This window comes from Psychrobacter sp. 4Dc (genome assembly GCF_002836715.1).
Taxonomy (GTDB): domain Bacteria; phylum Pseudomonadota; class Gammaproteobacteria; order Pseudomonadales; family Moraxellaceae; genus Psychrobacter.
This window is the reverse complement of record NZ_PJAT01000108.1, coordinates 21,375-40,090: the sequence shown is the minus strand read 5'-3', so window position 1 is coordinate 40,090 and position 18,716 is coordinate 21,375. Positions and strand designations below refer to the sequence as shown.

At 42.2% G+C, this 18,716-nt stretch carries 12 protein-coding genes; 11 read left to right on the top strand and 1 reads right to left on the bottom strand.

The features are described 5' to 3' along the window. Positions 1-209 precede the first annotated feature (209 nt). A complete protein-coding gene (gene gltA, locus CXF61_RS09935; protein ID WP_057757851.1) occupies positions 210-1,490 on the bottom strand; it encodes a citrate synthase in 1,281 nt (426 codons plus the stop codon). Positions 1,491-2,507: 1,017 nt separating this feature from the next. Between gltA and sdhC the strand changes: the two genes are divergently transcribed. The 11 genes from sdhC (at position 2,508) to pgi (ending at position 18,705) form a co-directional block, all read left to right on the top strand. After that, a complete protein-coding gene (sdhC, locus tag CXF61_RS09930) occupies positions 2,508-2,894 on the top strand; it encodes a succinate dehydrogenase, cytochrome b556 subunit (RefSeq protein ID WP_082624524.1) in 387 nt (128 codons plus the stop codon). A gap of 2 nt (positions 2,895-2,896) precedes the next feature. After that, a complete protein-coding gene (sdhD, locus tag CXF61_RS09925) occupies positions 2,897-3,301 on the top strand; it encodes a succinate dehydrogenase, hydrophobic membrane anchor protein (RefSeq protein WP_057762261.1) in 405 nt (134 codons plus the stop codon). Positions 3,302-3,632: 331 nt separating this feature from the next. Further along, complete coding sequence (gene sdhA, locus CXF61_RS09920; RefSeq protein ID WP_057757857.1) at positions 3,633-5,483, top strand: succinate dehydrogenase flavoprotein subunit; 1,851 nt, start codon at positions 3,633-3,635, stop codon at positions 5,481-5,483. A 223-nt stretch (positions 5,484-5,706) separates the two neighbouring features. After that, entirely contained in the window at positions 5,707-6,417 is a 711-nt protein-coding gene (locus tag CXF61_RS09915; RefSeq protein WP_055123743.1) for a succinate dehydrogenase iron-sulfur subunit, read from the top strand. Positions 6,418-7,330: 913 nt separating this feature from the next. Continuing rightward, positions 7,331-10,207: a 2-oxoglutarate dehydrogenase E1 component gene (locus CXF61_RS09910; protein ID WP_102091387.1), complete on the top strand. Its 2,877-nt coding sequence runs from the start codon at positions 7,331-7,333 to the stop codon at positions 10,205-10,207. A gap of 155 nt (positions 10,208-10,362) precedes the next feature. Further along, the gene (odhB, locus tag CXF61_RS09905; protein ID WP_165598094.1) at positions 10,363-11,610 is read left to right on the top strand and encodes a 2-oxoglutarate dehydrogenase complex dihydrolipoyllysine-residue succinyltransferase; all 1,248 of its coding nucleotides are present in this window, start codon (positions 10,363-10,365) and stop codon (positions 11,608-11,610) included. Positions 11,611-11,871: 261 nt separating this feature from the next. Next, positions 11,872-13,326 carry a dihydrolipoyl dehydrogenase gene (gene lpdA, locus CXF61_RS09900; protein ID WP_165598093.1) on the top strand — a complete coding sequence of 485 codons (1,455 nt, stop codon included), beginning with the start codon at positions 11,872-11,874 and terminating at the stop codon, positions 13,324-13,326. Between the two features lie 158 nt (positions 13,327-13,484). Beyond that, a complete protein-coding gene (gene sucC, locus CXF61_RS09895) occupies positions 13,485-14,651 on the top strand; it encodes an ADP-forming succinate--CoA ligase subunit beta (protein WP_165598092.1) in 1,167 nt (388 codons plus the stop codon). 290 nt (positions 14,652-14,941) lie between these two features. Then, positions 14,942-15,817, top strand: a complete 876-nt coding sequence (sucD, locus tag CXF61_RS09890) for a succinate--CoA ligase subunit alpha (protein ID WP_101204626.1) — start codon at positions 14,942-14,944, stop codon at positions 15,815-15,817. A gap of 320 nt (positions 15,818-16,137) precedes the next feature. Next, complete coding sequence (locus CXF61_RS09885) at positions 16,138-17,022, top strand: UTP--glucose-1-phosphate uridylyltransferase (RefSeq protein WP_165598091.1); 885 nt, start codon at positions 16,138-16,140, stop codon at positions 17,020-17,022. A gap of 3 nt (positions 17,023-17,025) precedes the next feature. Beyond that, on the top strand, positions 17,026-18,705 hold the full coding sequence (pgi, locus tag CXF61_RS09880) for a glucose-6-phosphate isomerase (RefSeq protein WP_165598090.1): 1,680 nt from the start codon (positions 17,026-17,028) through the stop codon (positions 18,703-18,705). The last annotated feature ends 11 nt before the right edge of the window (positions 18,706-18,716 follow it).

Below are 18,716 nucleotides of genomic sequence, written 5' to 3'. Positions count from 1 at the left end.
GCACAATCTGTGCTTTGTACTCAACAAAAAACTTGGTAACCCGCCTCTTCAGTTTGAATTGCTTATTTCAAGTTGAGAGTGGGGTAGTTTTAAGAGCTTATTTAGTTAGTCATTTCTCATAAAACAATCAATATCAAATAACGAGAGTTAAGACAATAAAAAATCCCGCACGATGGCGGGATTTTTTATTGGGTAACGATTATTTTTGCTTACTTGCGATCTTCAACTTTTACAAAATCACGGCGCGTTTCACCAGTGTATAACTGACGTGGACGACCGATTTTGAACGGTGCACTGTGCATTTCTAACCAATGGCTGATCCAACCTGAAGTACGAGCCAATGCAAAGATTACGGTAAACATTGACGTTGGGATACCAATGGCTTTCAAAATGATACCAGAGTAGAAATCAACGTTTGGATATAAGTTACGCTCGATGAAGAACGGATCTTCTAACGCAATTTTCTCTAGTGCCATTGCCAATTCAAGCTTAGGATCGTTGATACCTAGTGCTTCTAGTACTTCATCACAAGTCTCTTTCATTACTTGAGCGCGTGGATCGAAGTTTTTGTAAACACGGTGACCAAAGCCCATTAGCTTCACTTCACGGCTCTTCACTTTTTCCATGAACTCAGGCACGTTCTCAACAGTACCGATTTCGTCTAGCATCTCAAGAACAGCTTCGTTCGCGCCGCCATGTGATGGTCCCCAAAGGGCTGCGATACCAGCAGCGATACATGCATAAGGGTTTGCACCAGTAGAACCAGCTAAACGTACCGTTGAGGTAGAGGCGTTTTGCTCATGGTCAGCATGCAAAGTAAAGATTTTGTCCATTGCGCGAGTGATAACGTCGTTTTTCTCGTAGTCTACGTCAGCAGGTGTTGCAAACATCATGTATAAGAAGTTTTCTGCGTAGTTAAAGTCATTACGCGGATACATGAACGGTTCGCCTTGTGAGTATTTATAACTCATCGCAGCAAGCGTAGGCATCTTAGCAATCAGACGAATAGCTGTGATTTCGCGATGCTCTTCATTGCTCACGTCTAGGTCTTCATGATAGAACGCTGATAAAGCACCAACGACACCAACCATGATAGCCATTGGATGCGCGTCACGGCGGAAGCCTTCAAAGAACTTACGCAATTGATCATGAACAGGAGTATGCTCGCGGATTTTTTCAAAAAATTCTGCTTTTTGCTCAGCAGTAGGTAGGTCACCATGTAAAAGTGCATAAGCAACTTCTAGGTATTCAGCATTGTTCGCTAGCTCGTCGATAGGGTAGCCGCGGTGTAATAACTCGCCTTTGCCACCATCAATATAAGTAATCTTTGATTCAACAGGAGCAGTTACTTTAAAACCAGGGTCATAAGACCAAAATCCTGATTCTTGTAAAGCAGCAATATCGATAACTGGGCGCCCTAAAGTACCTTTAATAATAGGAAGTTCGTATTCTTCACCATTCACGGTTAGTTTGGCATTAGTATCAGCCATAAATTGCTCTCCATTGGTTTGACTTGTTAGAATAAATTACTACAGACGCATACCCTCGCGTCATTGTTGGTTGAACGGTAAAAGTGCATTCAACTCATTTAGTACGCAGGGTATATTAGCAGCAATTCTTGATGATTTGAAAAAACTTTTATGGACCATGTGTCCAATTGGCGCGGTGTGGCGGTAGTTATTCGCTGTAATTTTTGTATCAAAATATGTCTGTCAGGTTATTTTGCTTAAAATTCCTCTGTTTTTGAGCAAGTTTATAGCAGCATTATCGAGCCAATATTTTGGGTTTCTAAATATATTTAAGAGACAAAACTCATAAATAATGACACCAAAAACTGGCAGACTATGCCTAGTAAGCGGATTAAAGTTTGTCATAATAATCACTATTAAAACCAGTATTATCCTTATCCATTCATTTATTGATTAAATATGTATATATTCTTACTGAATGGATAAATTTGTAATTATTGCTCAGGCATTTTATAATTGTAGGAATTAACTGGCATTAGCTTTGCGCGAATTAATAAATGACCATGTTATAGTGTCGTTCAGAGCGTCTTCTATTCATGCTTGTTTACGATTGTCTGATGTTACGATAGACCAAACCGCATTCTATGGTTTGAATTTTCTTCTTAACCAATCTTTTTTATTTGTTTGGCACAAGATTTCAAGTGCCTAATACAAGGTCTGCTCTGATATAGAAGACATAGTAACGTTGTCTTACTATTCATACGACCTCTAAAATAGACTGGTTAGTCGATGTTACTCATGTTTATTCTCTTTGTTGTATAATAGATAGGTTGTTTGATAGGCCTGTCGATTCGACAAGCGACATTGAATAGTCTATCAATACCTTTATATACATGATCCTTTCTTCATATTTAGCGCAAACTAAACGAAGTCAGCTAGCTCTTCCTTACTTTATTCGTCTCGTGTGTTGCTCAATGCTCAATTGGCACTATTTATGTCAGGCGTTGATAGCAGATACAGGAGTATAACCGCAAAAGGATGCCCGCTGTGAAAAGCAACCGACCTATTGATCTGCCTTTAAGCCAAGTGATTAGCGTTAATCGCTCACCGATCGCGATCGCCTCTATCTTGCATCGTATCTCTGGCATTATTTTATTTTTACTGATTCCTGTCATGTTATGGATACTACAGAACTCATTGGCATCGCCTGAGAGTTTTGCGACCGTATTTGACAACGTACTTGTGCGCTTTTTGGCATGGATATTTGTTGCCGCCATTGCATATCATTTTGTAATGGGTATCAAACATTTATTTGCTGATATGGGCATGAACGAAGAGCTAAAATCTGGCCGCACTGCCTCTATGGTCAGTTTTGTGATTGCAGCGATTTTAGTTGTCGCGTCATTTGTATGGGTGATGTTCTAATGATAAAAAATGATTCAGGAATCAAAAGTGCTACTGGTCTGACAGGTTCAGGCTCACGTGATTGGATTATTCAGCGTATTAGTGCTGTTGTTTTAGCCGTTTATAGTGTGGTATTGCTGGGCTTCTTTTTGACCCATGGCGATGTCACTTTTGTTGAATGGTCATCATTTATGACCAGCCTACCAATGCGTCTATTCAGCTTGGTTGCAGTACTTGCACTAGCTGGTCATGCTTGGGTTGGGATGTGGACAGTATTTACTGACTATATTACAACAGGCAAACTGGGCTCAAGCGCAGCAGGTTTACGTTTAGTACTACAGTCATTGATGATTATCGCTATTTTAGTATTTCTATTTTGGGGCATCATGATTTTTTGGGGTAACGGTTTCGGTATCGCTGCCGTTTAACCATCTCATAAAAAGCTCTGATATCTATATATAACGATGGATGCATCCAATTGCTACATTAGTTGGCAAAGTATTTTAGAGTCATCCGTTGATAGCCAAGAATAGTCATAGCATTGGACTGGCATTACTGATCAGCTAATCTGATTATAGTTGAGTAGGCTTAGTTCAGTATAACGATAGATATGCAAATTAAGTGGTTAATGATTATTGAGACTCTTTATTTTATAAGCGTATGAAATGGCCAAATAGTAAGCCTTTATAGCTGTAATAGAGATGTCTTAAACAGTCTTTGATTTACTTTTACGCATTAACAGGCATTAGGAAAACCGTAATGGCAACTAGACAAGACAATACCATTAGTAATATTAAGACCTTAAACTACGATGCAGTTATCGTTGGTGGCGGCGGCTCAGGTATGCGTGCTTCATTGCATTTAGCGGAAGCAGGCATGAAGGTTGCAGTCCTTACCAAAGTATTCCCAACGCGTTCGCACACGGTTGCCGCTCAGGGTGGTATCGGTGCAAGTTTGGGCAACATGAGCAATGACAACTGGCACTTTCACTTTTATGATACCGTTAAAGGATCAGATTGGTTAGGTGACCAGGACGCTATCGAATATATGTGCCGTGAAGCGCCAAAAGTAGTCTATGAGCTTGAGCACATGGGCATGCCGTTTGACCGTAACGAAGATGGTACGATCTATCAGCGTCCGTTCGGTGGTCACACGTCTAACTATGGCGAAAAAGCAGTACAACGTGCTTGTGCCGCTGCTGACCGTACAGGTCATGCACTACTACATACGTTATATCAGAAAAACCTAGAGCAAGGCACTGAGTTCTTTATCGAGTGGATCGCGCTTGATTTGATCAAAGACGAAGCGGGTAACATCAACGGTGTCGTCGCGCTTGAGCAAGAGACGGGTACGATTGCAGTATTCCAGTCACCAATTACTGTCCTAGCGACAGGTGGTGCTGGTCGTATCTTCGCCGCTTCTACCAATGCTTATATCAATACTGGTGACGGTATTGGCATGGCAGTACGTGCTGGTATACCGTTGCAGGATATGGAGTTCTGGCAGTTCCACCCAACTGGTGTTCATGGTGCTGGTGTACTATTGACTGAAGGTTGCCGCGGTGAAGGCGCTATCTTGCGTAACAAAGATGGTGAAGCGTTCATGGAGCGTTATGCACCAACCGTGAAAGACTTGGCACCACGTGATCTCGTATCGCGCTCAATGGACCAAGAAATCAAAGAAGGCCGTGGTTGTGGTCCTAATGCGGACCATATCGTGATGGATATGACGCATTTGGGCGTTGAAACCATCATGAAGCGTCTGCCATCAGTCTTTGAGATTGGTAAAAACTTCGCCAACGTTGACATTACTAAAGAACCAATTCCAGTTATCCCAACCATTCACTATATGATGGGTGGTATTCCAACCACGATTCATGGTCAAGTGATTGTACCGGATCTAGAAGCAGGTACTGATGAGGACGGTTTATATGCTAAAGGCAATGTGGTTAAAGGTCTTTATGCAATCGGTGAGTGTGCTTGTGTCAGTGTACATGGTGCTAACCGTCTAGGTACGAACTCTTTACTAGATCTATTGGTATTTGGCCGCGCAGCTGGTAAGCATATCGTTGATGAGTTCCATCATGCTGATCATAACTATAAGCCGCTTGATCCACGCGTCCTTGACTTTACAGTGAAGCGTTTAGACAAACTGCAACAGTCTACTGAAGGCTACAACGCGCAAGACGTGGCTGATGAGATTCGTGCTACGATGCAAAAACACGCTAGTGTATTCCGTACGCAAGCGATGATGGACGAAGGCGTTGAGAAAATTTTAGCGCTAGGTGAAAAGATCGACAAGATCCATCTTGGCGATAAATCACAAGTGTTCAACACAGCACGTATTGAAGCATTCGAAGTTGCTAACTTGTATGAAGTAGCAAAAGCAACAATGATATCTGCAGCGAAGCGTCATGAAAGCCGCGGCGCGCACAGTGTATCCGATTATGATCGTCCAGAAGATGATGATTACGCACCTAACGGCCGTAATGACCACGATTGGATGAAGCATACTTTATGGTACTCTGAAGGCAATCGCATTATTTATAAGCCAGTACGTAAAGTGCCATTAACTGTTGATTATATCGAACCAAAAGTTCGCGTCTACTAATTTTAGACTGCATACTTTATATATAGTTGATAGATAACAGCAGTGTTAACGTTTTATCCCTTATTAATTTATTAAAAAGGTGACCGCCAGCTACATGCTCATGCCAGCGCTACTACGCTGTTAATTGGTATCCGATACTGGTTATCAGTGCTGATTAATAGCTAGCGCAAATATGTTGCAATCTTTGTATGCCCGCCATCACCTACGTGTGGAGTTTAGCATTATGAGCCGAGGTACTCGCACCATCGAAATCTATCGCTACGATCCTGATCTGGACGCAGCGCCACGCATGCAAACTTATACGATTGAGCTACTTGATTCAGATCGTATGTTGCTTGACGTACTATTACGCCTAAAGAAAGAAGATGAAACGCTTACTTTCCGTCGCTCTTGCCGTGAAGGTATTTGTGGCTCTGACGGCATGAACATCAATGGTAAGAACGGTTTGGCATGTCTAATCAACATGAACACGCTACCAGAAAAAGTAACGGTTCGTCCGCTACCTGGTTTGCCAGTGGTTCGTGATTTGGTTGTCGATATGAACCAGTTCTATGAGCAGTATGAAAAAGTACACCCGTACTTGATCAATGATCAGCCAGCACCGCCAACTGAGCGTCTACAGTCGCCTGAACAGCGTGAAAAGCTGAACGGCCTATACGAATGTATTCTATGTGCTTGTTGTTCAACCAGCTGCCCATCATTCTGGTGGAACCCTGATAAGTTCTTAGGTCCATCAGCCTTACTGCATGCTTATCGCTTCGTTGCTGATAGCCGTGACGGTGATACTCAAGCACGTTTAGCTCGCTTAGACGATCCGTTTAGCTTGTTCCGTTGCCGCGGTATCATGAACTGTGTATCAGTTTGTCCAAAAGGCTTGAATCCAACCAAAGCGATCGGTCACTTACGTAATATGTTGATTGACCAAGCTGGTTAAGCATAAATAATTAATATTTATAGTTACCATACGAAAAACACCACCTATTCATTAGGTGGTGTTTTTGTTAGTTAAAAAGCTGATATATAGATTTACTACTTTTATAACTAACTTGTCATTTAAAAGATATGATGAATTTAGCCTATTGAAAAATAGGTATTAAATGATTTATGAGTAAAACTGTATGGTCAATACGTTGGTTGTATGTAAGAAGAAATAATATATAGACAATCACCCTATATAATCGAATATAGACATAGTCGAATTTTGGTATAATTGCTTTGGTATTTAATGAGATGGTTAAAGTGTCTTTTTTAGCGCTTAATATGTATTGTTTAAACACATTATGACATTATCGGGCTAAAATACTATGCGCACAATGATTATGCGTTTATAATTGATGATAGATATTCATTACATAAATACCTAGTATTGAATAAACAAACTATGTCGAAAAAAATGGGCATGATAATCTATACAGCAATGTATGTCTGTCTGAAAAGGCAGAATTTATCAGCAAATTTAGGGTAATTCAGCATCAATAACCAGTTTATAGGTTAGCTGAAAATATAATTATCTATTAATAGCTTATCATTAATGGATTGGTTATGACTCAAAGAAGTATATATAAATTAATGTTGTGAAACGAGCTAGATAAGAAAACTGAGCGTTCACAAATAGTTTTATTTTTAGACGGGTATTGCAATAAGACTTGTTACCACTATTTAGCATCACTTGCTCTTGTAGACAATGACAGCAATATTCTATGGTGATGGCAATACTTAGGGATAAAAGTGTTTTATCGAATAGTATTTAACAGGATATGACACATTGTCTAAGTACCTGAGCATACAACGACTGACACAATAATAAGCACGATTCCATTCATTTATCTATCAAATAGACGATTATTATGAATAGTATAACCAAAGAAAAATCTGGCCAAGTACATACCGAACTGGCTGCCGATAACGCCAACTATATAGAAGCTCTCTACGAGCAATACCTAACAGACCCTGATAGCGTTGATACTGACTGGCAAACGTACTTTGAACAGTATAAGTCGCAGAACGATGCTCAGCACAACGCTATCAAAGATCAGTTCTTATTACTTGCTCGTAATCAAACGGCAAATAAGAGTAGCAGTACTGATACCGACTCTAGCAGCTCTGCCAACTGTGATCCTAAGCAGATGGGCGTACAGCAACTAATCTCAGCATATCGTCGTCGCGGTCATCGCCGTGCTAAGCTTGATCCTCTAGATTTGCATCCACGTGCAGCAGTAGAAGATTTGACGCTTGCTTATCATAATTTGTCAGAAGCTGATCTCGATACCGTATTCCCGACCAATGATTTAGTCATCGGTAAAGATGAAGCGACATTGCGTGAAATCATCGAAATCATGGAACGTGTTTACTGTGGCCATATCGGTGTCGAGTACATGCACGTTACTACCAGTACAGAAAAACGCTGGATGGAAGAATACCTAGAGACCAATCTAGGTTATATCAAATTTGATAAAGAAAAACGTTTATCTATTCTTGAGCGCTTGACGGCTGCTGAAGGTCTAGAAAAATATCTTGCTCGTAAATATACGGGTGTTAAGCGTTTTGGTTTGGAAGGCGGCGAGAGCTTCATTCCTGCTATCAATGAAATCATTCAACGTGCTGGTGGGTATGGCACAAAAGAAATGGTCATTGGTATGGCTCACCGTGGCCGCCTAAACCTACTAGTCAACATCTTAGGTAAAAACCCTGCAGATTTGTTTGACGAGTTTGATGGTAAGGTACAGCCAGAAAAAGGCTCAGGTGACGTTAAATACCACAATGGTTTTTCATCTAATGTGATGACACCAGGGGGCGAAGCGCATTTGGCTTTAGCATTTAACCCATCGCATCTTGAAATTGTCGCGCCAGTACTACAAGGCTCAGTACGTGCCCGTCAAGTACGCCGTAACGATCAGCCACTACTAGATAATACTGGTGGTAATTCAGTATTACCTATCGTGATTCATGGTGATGCTGCTTTTGCTGGTCAAGGTGTGGTCCAAGAAACCTTCCAGATGTCACAGACCCGTGCTTATACCACTGGCGGTACTGTGCATATCGTGATCAATAACCAAGTTGGCTTTACTACTAGCCGTCAAGAAGATGTTCGTTCAACTGAATATTGTACTGACGTTGCCAAGATGGTTCATGCTCCTATCCTACATGTAAACGGTGATGATCCTGAAGCAGTCGTATTTGCCGCTCAGTTAGCATTAGATTATCGTCATAAGTTTGACAAAGACATCATCATTGATTTGTTCTGCTATCGTCGTAATGGCCATAACGAGGCAGATGAGCCATCTGCAACTCAGCCATTGATGTATGCTGTTATTAAGAAGCTTCCAACTACTCGTACTCTGTATGCGCAGAAGCTTATCGCAGAAGGTATCTTGAATGCCGAAGAAGAGAAACAGTACGAAGATGACTATCGTGAGTCGTTAGACCGTGGTGATTATGTTGTTAGCTCACTGGTTCAAGAGCCTAACGAGCAGCTGTTTGTAGATTGGAAACCTTATCTAGGTCATGACTTGGTTGATGACTGGGATACCAGTGTTGATATCGAAAAGCTCAAAGGTTATGGACGCCGTATGGCCGAAATGCCAGAAGGCTACAAGTTACAACGTCAGGTTCAAAAAGTTGTTGAGCAGCGTCTAGCGATGCAAACGGGCGAAGAGCCTCTTAACTGGGGTGCAGCTGAGACATTGGCTTATGCATCATTGGTCGATAACGATGGCGTATTAGTACGTATTACTGGTGAAGATGTTGGCCGTGGTACTTTCTCACATCGTCACAGTGAAATATATAATGTAAATGATGGCAGCATGTATGTACCGTTGTCTCATTTGAGCGAAAATCAAGCGCGCTTTGCTACTTACAACTCATTGTTGTCAGAAGAGGCGGTACTAGCTTTTGAATATGGTTACGCGACCACTGTACCGAACGCATTGATCGTTTGGGAAGCACAATTTGGTGATTTCGTTAACGGTGCTCAGGTTGTGATTGACCAGTTCATCTCAAGCGGTGAGACCAAATGGCAGCGTGTTTGTGGTTTGACGATGTTGTTACCACATGGTTTCGAAGGTCAAGGTCCTGAGCATTCATCTGCACGTCTAGAGCGTTTCTTACAGCTATGTGCTGAAGACAATATGCAGGTCATTACCCCAACGACTCCTGCGCAAATTTATCATGCATTACGTCGTCAGGCAGTACGTCCTATTCGTAAGCCACTGATCGTTATGTCACCAAAGAGCTTATTACGTCATAAGCTAGCGACTTCTAATCTAGAAGAGCTTGCTAACGGTAAGTTTGAGACGGTATTGCCAGAGATGGATGATCACAACGCAGATAAAGTGACCCGTATGGTTCTGTGTGGTGGTAAGGTTTATTATGATTTGTTAGAGCAGCGCCGCGCATTAGGTCTTGATCATGTGGCTATCGTTCGTATTGAACAATTGTACCCATTGCCAGAGACTCGCTTAATCGCTGAAATCGAAAAGTACAGTAACTTAACGGAAATCGTATGGACGCAAGAAGAGCCATTGAACCAAGGCGCTTGGTACTATTTAGCACCGCATATGTTCCGTATTGTCGTACCGCATCCAACCAAAGCAAAAGTCATGGAGCCAGTAGCGCGTCCTCCTAGTGCAGCCCCTGCAACAGGATCACCGAAACTACATGCTCAACAACAGCAAGCACTCATTGCTGGTGGCCTTGGCATAAGTGTTGATGAATTAGCTCAGTAATACCTTGTCTAATCAAAAGATTATAGAAGATAAATGAATCAGGCGATGACAGTCAGTGTTTTCTAATAAAATATAAGCAAAGTTATTAAAAGATTACCGGCTGCCTATCACGACTTAATAATAAGTATGAATATCCAAATCTAAGGAGTATATCGATGGCTGACATCAAAGCCCCCGTTTTTCCAGAATCGGTTGCCGATGGCACAATCGTTGAGTGGCACGTCACTGAAGGTCAACAAGTTAATCGTGATGACCTATTGGCTGAAATTGAAACTGATAAAGTTGTATTAGAAGTTGTGGCACCTGATGATGGTGTATTGACCAAAATCGTAAAGCAAGTTGACGATACTGTATTGTCTGATGAGCTTATCGCTCAGTTTGAAGCCGGTGCAAGTGCTGGTGCTAGCGCAGAAGAAGCGCCAGCAGTAGATCCAGACCAACCAGCTGCGCCAGTTCAAGCAAAACAAGCTGCTGATGGTGGCGAGCCTGTTCAAGTAACAGATAAGAAAGGCGAAGCTGATCATAAAGATCAAAGCCCAGCAGTTCGTAAAGCAGCAAAAGAGTCAGGCGTAGATCCTAAAGAAATTGAAGGTAGTGGCCGCGGTGGTCGTGTAACCAAAACTGATATGGCTAACCCGACATTGAAATCAGACAGCAGCATCAAGTCTGATAGCGGCCGTCCTGTTGCTGAATCAATGGGTGAGCGTACTGAAAAACGTGTTCCAATGACTCGTCTTCGTAAGCGTGTTGCTGAGCGTCTATTATCAGCATCACAAGATACTGCGATGTTGACGACGTTTAACGAAGTGAACATGAAGCCATTGATGGACATGCGCGCTAAGTACAAAGAGAAGTTTGAAAAACGTCATGGCGTACGTTTAGGCTTTATGTCGTTGTTCGTAAAGGCAGCAACAGAAGCGTTAAAACGCTTCCCAGCAGTAAACGCTTCACTAGATGGTGATGACATTGTTTATCATGGTTTTTATGATATCGGTGTAGCAGTATCTTCAGATCGTGGCTTGGTTGTTCCAGTATTACGTGATACTGATCGCATGAGCATGGCTGATGTTGAAAGCACAATCCGTGAGTTTGGCGGTAAAGCTCAGCAAGGTAAGCTTGGTCTAGAAGACATGACTGGCGGCACGTTCACTATCTCTAACGGTGGTGTATTTGGTTCATTGATGTCAACACCTATCTTGAACCCACCACAAACTGCTATCCTAGGTATGCATGCTATCAATGACCGCCCAATGGCTGTCGACGGTAAAGTTGAAATCTTACCAATGATGTACTTAGCATTATCTTATGACCATCGTATGATCGATGGTAAAGAAGCAGTACAGTTCTTAGTAACTATCAAAGAGTTGGTCGAAGACCCTGCAATGCTACTACTAGACCTGTAAGCTTTTAAGCTTGTATTGGCAACCGCTGATACAAGCTTTTTAACTTTGGTATAGATAATGATTTTTATTACTCAGTGATCGCTTGATGCGCTGATAACTGTATTCAAATGAATTTAATAATGGTGACTTGTTATCGATTATCGATGAGTGAGTCTATCTCACTGACATAGTGTATTAACTATTCAGTGTAGATAACGTTGATCTATCAGCAAGATAACAACCAGTTTAAATGACACATACAATTAAAAATAGGAACGTACTATGAAAGACAATTATGATTTAGTCGTCATCGGCGGCGGTCCTGGTGGTTACGAAGCAGCTATTCGTGCAGGCCAGCTCGGTATGAGCGTTGCTTGTATCGAAAAGCGCGTTTATAAAGGCGAGCCAGCACTTGGTGGTACTTGCTTAAACGTTGGTTGTATCCCATCAAAAGCCCTACTCGACAGCTCACATCGTTACGAAGCTACTAAGCATGACCTTGACGAGCACGGTATCAGTACTGGTGACGTTGCTATCAATATCGAAAAAATGATAGAGCGTAAAGAAGGTATTGTTAAGCAGTTGACTGGTGGTGTTGCAGCGTTGCTAAAAGGCAATGGTGTTGACTGGCTACAAGGCTGGGGTACTTTAGTTGACGGCACGGGCACTGATAAAAAAGTTAAATTTACTGCTCTAGAAGACGAAAGCGAAACGACGATTACTGCTAAGAATGTTATTCTTGCGGCCGGTTCTGTGCCTATCGAGATTCCTGTTGCCAAAACTGACGGTGACCGTATTGTTGATTCAACTGGCGCACTTGATTTCACTGAAGTACCTAAGCGTTTAGGCGTTATTGGTGCTGGTGTTATCGGTCTTGAGCTTGGTTCAGTATGGCGTCGTCTAGGTGCAGAAGTAGTCGTATATGAAGCACTTCCTAGTTTCTTAGCTGCTGCTGACAAAGACATCTCAAAAGAAGCTGGCAAAATGCTGAAAAAGCAAGGTCTTGACATCCGTGTCGATACCAAAGTAACCAATGCTGAAGTTCAAGGTGACCAAGTTGTTGTCACTAGCGAAAGCAAAAGTGAATCGAGCGAGGAGAGCTTCGACAAGCTAATCGTTTGTGTTGGCCGCCGTGCTTATTCTGAAAAACTGCTTGGCGATGACAGCGGTATCACATTGACTGAACGTGGCCTTATCGATGTCAATGACCAATGCAAAACTAACCTTGATGGCGTTTATGCTATCGGTGATTTGGTCCGTGGTCCTATGCTTGCGCATAAAGCTATGGAAGAGGGCATGATGGCTGTTGAGCGTATTCATGGCGAAAAACCTCAAGTTAACTATGACACCATCATCAATGTCATTTATACTCACCCAGAAATCGCATGGGTAGGTTTAACTGAGCAAGAAGCTGAAGAAGCTGGCTATGAAGTTAAAACAGGTTCTTTCAATTTAGCTGCTAACGGTCGTGCCTTAGCGCAAAGTGAAGCGCAAGGTTCTGTGAAAGTAGTCGCTGATGCGAAAACAGATCGTCTATTAGGTATGCATGCTATCGCTGCTGGTGCTGGTGATATCGTTCATCAAGGTATGATCGCGATGGAATTTGTCTCTAGTATCGAAGATTTGCAGTTGATGACATTTGCTCATCCAACTATTTCAGAAGCAGTGCATGAAGCTGCTCTATCTGCAGATGGCCGTGCTATCCACGCTATCCAGCGCAAAAAACGTAAGAAATAAGTAGTTGCTCGTTTAGTTATTATCGATTTACAACCTGATTGGGGTATCGCTATTTTGGTGATGCCACAATCATGAGTGCGTCAGACGTATGATTAATATGTATATGTGCGCACTTGATTTCACTTTTTATTAATTGTAAAAAATAAAGGATACAATCAATGAATTTACATGAGTATCAAGCAAAAGAGCTATTAAAAAGCTACGGTTTGCCAATTCAAGAAGGCATCATCGCTCATAACGGCGAAGAAGCTGCTGCAGCTTTTGATAAAACTCCAACTGACATTGCGGTAATTAAAGCGCAAGTACATGCTGGTGGTCGCGGTAAAGCTGGTGGTGTAAAGCTGGTTAAAACTCGTGAAGAAGCTAAGCAAGTTGCTGAAGAGCTGATCGGCACTAACTTAGTAACGTTCCAGACTGATGCTGATGGCCAGCCAGTAAACTTTGTATTGGTTGCAGAAGATATGTATCCAGTACAAACTGAGCTATATCTTGGCGCAGTCGTTGACCGTGCAACTCGTCGTGTAACTTTCATGGCATCTACCGAAGGTGGCGTAGATATCGAAGAAGTAGCACACAGCACTCCAGAAAAAATCTTCAAAGTAAATGTTGATCCTTTAGTTGGTTTAATGCCTTTCCAAGCGCGCGACGTTGCGTTCAAACTTGGTCTAGAAGGCAAGCAAATCAACCAGTTCGTTAAATTGATGACTGGCGCTTATAAAGCATTTGTTGAAAACGACTTTGCTCTAATGGAAATCAACCCATTAGCTGTTCGTGAAAATGGCGAAATCGTTTGTGTTGATGGCAAAATCGGTATCGACTCAAACGCACTATATCGTCTACCAAAAATCGCAGCGCTACAAGACAAGACTCAAGAAAATGAGCGTGAGCTTAAAGCAGCTGAGTTTGATCTAAACTATGTGGCTCTAGAAGGTAACATCGGTTGTATGGTTAACGGTGCTGGTCTTGCAATGGCGACCATGGACATCATCAAGTTGTATGGCGGCAAGCCTGCTAACTTCTTGGACGTTGGCGGCGGCGCAACTAAAGATCGCGTTGTTGAAGCGTTCAAAATTATCCTAGAAGACAGCAGTGTTGAAGGCGTTCTAATCAACATCTTCGGCGGTATCGTACGTTGTGACATGATTGCAGAAGCTATTATCGCTGCTATCAAAGAAGTTGACGTACAAGTACCAGTTGTTGTTCGTTTAGAAGGTAACAACGCTGAGCTAGGCGTACAAATCCTAGAAGAATCTGGTCTGAAATTGATTTCAGCTCAAGGTTTATCTGACGCGGCTCAAAAAATTGTCGATGCTGTTAAAGCGTAAGTCTTTACACATAAGTGTTTAGAGATAAACGCTTAAGCATAGTAGTCAAATCGTAATAGTGGTTTTTATAATAAAAGTTGGTTATCAAAATTTGATAATAAGGTGGTGTGTCAAAAAGTATGCTGATTAAAATTTGAACAATTTTTGAAGCCTTGAAAGCTTTATAGAATCAGAGAACTTAGCTTAGATTTCTTATTGACTTTTATCGCCAGCATACTTTTTAGAACACCACCGATAATAATAGTTATAAAGACCACTGTTACAAGACAACCGAATACAAGGAAAATATAATGAGTGTATTAATCGATAAAGATACCAAAGTATTGGTACAAGGTTTTACTGGTAAAAATGGTACGTTCCATTCTGAACAAGCCATCGAATATGGTACAAAAGTAGTTGGTGGTGTGACTCCAGGTAAAGGTGGTCAAACGCACCTAGGCCTACCAGTATTTAACACTATGGCGGAAGCCATGGAAGCGACTCAAGCTGACGCTTCTGTTATCTACGTACCAGCGCCATTTGTACTAGATTCTATCGTTGAAGCAATTGATGCTGGCGTCAAGTTGATTGTAGTGATCACTGAAGGCGTACCGACTATCGATATGCTAAAAGCAAAACGCTATCTTGAAGAAGCTGGCGATGTGCGTTTGGTTGGTCCTAACTGCCCAGGCGTTATCACTCCAGGTCAGTGCAAAATCGGCATCATGCCAGGCCATATCCATCAGCCAGGTAAAGTGGGTATCATTTCACGCTCTGGTACATTGACTTATGAAGCTGTAGCTCAAACTACTAAGCTTGGTTTTGGTCAGTCAACGTGTATCGGTATCGGTGGTGATCCTATCCCTGGTATGAACCAGATTGACGCACTGAAGCTATTTGAAGCTGATCCACAAACTGAAGCTATTATCCTAATCGGTGAGATCGGTGGTACTGCTGAAGAAGAAGCGGCTGCTTATATCAAAGACCATGTAACTAAGCCAGTTGTTGGCTATATCGCTGGTGTTACTGCTCCAGAAGGTAAGCGTATGGGCCATGCTGGCGCTATCATCTCTGGTGGTCAAGGTACTGCTGAAGAGAAATTCAAAGCGTTTGAAGATGCTGGTATTGCATATACGCGTGACCCATCTAAGCTTGGCGATAAGCTAAAAGAAGTTACTGGTTGGTAGAATAGGCATTAGTTTGCTAACTACTAAAACTATATTGAATTATTAAGAAGACACCCCTACAATGGGGTGTCTTTTTTATATCTGAATCTCTTATGAAAAATCAAATATTAGTCACGGGTGGTGCAGGCTATATTGGCACTCACACCTGTATACCACTGTATTACTCATATCGTGGTTTTAACCTGTCATTTTCGACGTTAAGAATGATTATAATTGCTAAGATATCATGTGAATAGAGTAGAATCTAAGAAAGTATGAACTATCTAAGACTTATTGAACCTTACTATTAAGTTACCATCTTTTAAGATAGCTAAAAAACTATGAAAAAAATCACCCACGCCGTTATTCCTGTTGCAGGCTTTGGGACACGTATGCTGCCATTGTCAAAATCTGTGCCAAAAGAGTTGTTGCCGCTTGGCAATCGCCCTGCGATCCATTACGTGGTTGAAGAGGCCATCGCTGCGGGTATTAAGCATATTGTCTTAGTCGGTCATGCACAAAAAAGCGCGATAGAAAACTACTTTGATATTAATGCGGAATTGGACAACCAATTACGTTACAAAGGCAAAGATGAGTTGGCTGATAGCTTAAACTGGTTGCCAGAAGACGTAACAGTATCGATGATACGCCAAGGTAAAGCGTTAGGTTTGGGTCATGCGGTACTGGCAGCGCGTCCAATCATTGGTGAGCATGACTTTGCCGTATTATTGCCTGATGTCGTACTCGATCCATTTACCACTGATATGTCAGCTGACAATTTGGCTTTTATGTTAGATCAGTTTGCTACAGATGGTCACTCACAGATATTGGTTGATCAAGTAGCGGATGAAGACGTACATAAATACGGTATTGCTCAACTAGATGAAAAGCTCAGCGATACTAATGACATTGATGAAGAAGTAAATATTAATGCTAGCTTTAAAGTGGCTGGTTTTGTAGAAAAGCCTAATTTAGTTGATGCTCCTTCAAATCTGGCTGTGGTAGGACGCTATGTATTCAGCAACCATATCTTTGATTACTTGGCAAACACTAAAGCATCTTTCGGTGGTGAGATTCAGCTGACAGATGCGATTGACGCGCTCATTAGTGAATACGGTGTCCATGTCACGACCATGCGTGGTGATAGCTACGATGCAGGCGATATGCGCTCGTATATGCAGGCATTCATCTACTTTGCCGAGCAGCAATTAGCAGATGATGAGTAGCTGATGAATGAGATAAAGGGCGATAAGGCATATAGCAATGCTCGACATTCTAAATACTGGCAGCAACTACAAACGCTTGCAAAGCATCCGTGGTCGCTTGCACAGTTATTTGCGCAAGATGATAAGCGCGCTAAGCATTTCAGTGTGCAGGCTGGTACGCTGTATATGGATTTTAGTAAGCAGCGTATCGATCAGACAGTATTGTCTAACTTACTGAGTTTGGCCGATAGTTGTGAGCTGGATGCTCGTATTGATTCGTTATTACAAGGGGCGATGGTAAATACCAGCGAGCAGCGTGCTGCATTGCATACAGCATTACGATTGCCAGAGACAGCGACATTACAAGTCGATGGACAAAATATCGTCGCTGATGTACATCATAGTTTGGCACAAGTAGCACGCCTCTCAGAGCGCGTGCGCAATGGCACGTGGCGCGGGTTTTCTGGCAAGGCAATTACAGATGTTGTCAATATTGGGGTTGGCGGTTCTGATCTTGGCCCACTCATGGCAACTACAGCGCTCGACGAATGGGCAGATACCAGTATTGAAGTGCATTTTGTCTCCAATATGGACGGTACGCAGCTTGATAATCTACTCAAGCATTTAAATCCTGAGACCACGCTATTTATTATCTCTTCCAAATCCTTTGGTACGGTTGACACTTTATCGAATGCCAGGACAGCATTATCTTGGCTACTTGCAACGGCAAAACTCCGTGCAGGTACAGAAGATAGTGTATTGCGTCGGCATTTTATCGGCATTTCAGCCAATAGTGAAAAAATGAGTGCTTGGGGAATTCATCCTGAGCATCAATTGCAGCTTTGGGAGTGGGTCGGCGGTCGATTTTCTCTATGGTCAGCAATTGGCCTTGCCATTGCTATTCGTATCGGTATGAATGGCTTTAAGGCGCTATTAAGCGGTGCTCATAGTATGGATGAGCATTTTGCACAGGCTGATTTTGCTGATAACTTACCAGTATTGCTAGGCTTACTGGCTGTTTGGAACAGTACTTTTTTACAAGTAAACGCGCACACTGTATTGCCTTATGATGGCCGATTGGGCTATCTACCTAGCTATCTTACCCAGCTAGAGATGGAGAGTAATGGTAAGTCTGTTACTCGGAATGGGGATCATATTGACTATGATACTTGCCCAATCCTATGGGGTGAAATTGGCTCAAATGCACAACATGCATTCTATCAGCTGCTACACCAAGGTACGCAGCAAGTCTCCTGTGACTTTATCGCTTGCGTACGACGCTACGGTGATGAGGAGCAAAACTCATCATTGCAACAACAGCACGAGTTGTCTTTAGCAAATTGTTTGGCGCAAAGTCGAGTATTGGCATTTGGTAATGCTGCTGTGACAGATCTGGTGGATCCACAGACAGTTTCCGAAGCAGACAAATATAAGTACTACCGTGGGAATCAACCGTCAACCACATTACTGATTGATGAGCTGACGCCGCATAGTTTAGGCGCATTGATAGCGCTCTACGAACATAAGGTCTATGTCATGGCCAGTATCTGGGATATCAATCCGTTTGATCAATGGGGTGTCGAGATGGGCAAGCAAATGGCAGACTCCGTACATCATGCTATGCAGCATATCCAGAAAGACTCTCAAGGTCTATTCGATACATCTACTGACCAATTGCTACAGCGTATTAAGCAGCTGTCTTAGTAGTATTGATA

Coding starts and splice junctions, on each gene's coding strand:
- gltA (WP_057757851.1), bottom strand. CDS start 1,490: ATGGCTGATACTAATGCCAAACTAACCGTGAATGGTGAAGAATACGAA.
- sdhC (WP_082624524.1), top strand. CDS start 2,508: ATGCCCGCTGTGAAAAGCAACCGACCTATTGATCTGCCTTTAAGCCAA.
- sdhA (WP_057757857.1), top strand. CDS start 3,633: ATGGCAACTAGACAAGACAATACCATTAGTAATATTAAGACCTTAAAC.
- CXF61_RS09915 (WP_055123743.1), top strand. CDS start 5,707: ATGAGCCGAGGTACTCGCACCATCGAAATCTATCGCTACGATCCTGAT.
- CXF61_RS09910 (WP_102091387.1), top strand. CDS start 7,331: ATGAATAGTATAACCAAAGAAAAATCTGGCCAAGTACATACCGAACTG.
- odhB (WP_165598094.1), top strand. CDS start 10,363: ATGGCTGACATCAAAGCCCCCGTTTTTCCAGAATCGGTTGCCGATGGC.
- lpdA (WP_165598093.1), top strand. CDS start 11,872: ATGAAAGACAATTATGATTTAGTCGTCATCGGCGGCGGTCCTGGTGGT.
- sucC (WP_165598092.1), top strand. CDS start 13,485: ATGAATTTACATGAGTATCAAGCAAAAGAGCTATTAAAAAGCTACGGT.
- sucD (WP_101204626.1), top strand. CDS start 14,942: ATGAGTGTATTAATCGATAAAGATACCAAAGTATTGGTACAAGGTTTT.
- CXF61_RS09885 (WP_165598091.1), top strand. CDS start 16,138: ATGAAAAAAATCACCCACGCCGTTATTCCTGTTGCAGGCTTTGGGACA.
- pgi (WP_165598090.1), top strand. CDS start 17,026: ATGAATGAGATAAAGGGCGATAAGGCATATAGCAATGCTCGACATTCT.